Raw genomic sequence first — 1006 nt, forward strand, 5'->3', positions numbered from 1 at the left:
CGGTGGCCGCAGATCTGCTGCTGCAACCTACGGCGGACCTCGTCCACGGCGCCGAGAGCGAGCTTGACGACATGGAAGGCATCGAGCACCGCGGTGGCGTCCTCGAGCTCGTCATCGATGGCCCGCTTGTAGCCGTGGAACGGATCCAAGGCGGCGATCTCCACACCGCTGGTGAAGCCCTTGCCACGACCGGTGAGCCAGTCGGCCAGCACTGCCCCGGAGCGACCTGGCACGAGATCCAGCAGCCTGGCCTGCACCTTTCCTTGGCGATCGCGGGTGAGATCGACCATCCCGGTCAGTTCCTTGGGTCCGCGCTTGCGGCGGGAGACGTGGTGCCAGATGTGTTCATCGACTCCGAGGGTGCGGACCCCGTCGAAGCGGGCCGGATCATCGGCCAGCGCCTGCAGCACGGCCTTGACCGGCGTCCAGACCGTGTGCCACGCGGTGCCGAGCTGGCGGGCCAGTCCGTTGACGGTGGCGTGCTCCCGGCGCAACTGCTGCACCGCCCAGTCCACCACGCGGGTCGTGGTGGCGTGCCGCGGCGAGGCCAGGCCGGGAAGATGTTCGACGAAGGTGCAGCGTTCGCACGCCGCTCCCGGGCACAGGAAGCGGCGCTTGCGCCAGATGATCGTGACGGGGCGACCGAACGAGGGGATGTCGACCAGGCGCACCACTTGCCGGCCATGGCCTACTCCGACGGCGCCGCAGTCGGGGCATCCGACCGGCCCGGGCTCGGACTCGATGGTCACCTCCAGGTGCTCGCCGACCAGATGCACATCAAGGACGTACACGTCGTCGAGGCCGACGAGAACATCGCAGCGGGAACAACGAGACGCAGGTGCGGCGCCGGTGGCAGACCGGCAGCACCCGATAGGCTCGGACATGGGTCGAGGCCCTTTCCGGATTGGGTGTAGTGGTACTTCCAATCCTTCAGGGCCTCGACCCGCTTGCCTCCCTACCGCCTCACCGGCGTGTCGCCCTCACCCACACTCAGATGCGAAGAGCC

1 protein-coding gene is annotated in these 1006 nt (G+C 68.3%); it reads right to left on the reverse strand.

All coding sequences use genetic code 11. From position 1 onward, the window contains the following. A partial coding sequence (locus G6027_RS03780) for an ISL3 family transposase (RefSeq protein ID WP_182635530.1) occupies positions 1 to 791 on the reverse strand: 791 nt, incomplete at its 3' end. Positions 792 to 1006: the final 215 nt, after the last annotated feature.

This window comes from Dietzia sp. SLG310A2-38A2, from assembly GCF_014145095.1.
GTDB lineage: Bacteria > Actinomycetota > Actinomycetes > Mycobacteriales > Mycobacteriaceae > Dietzia.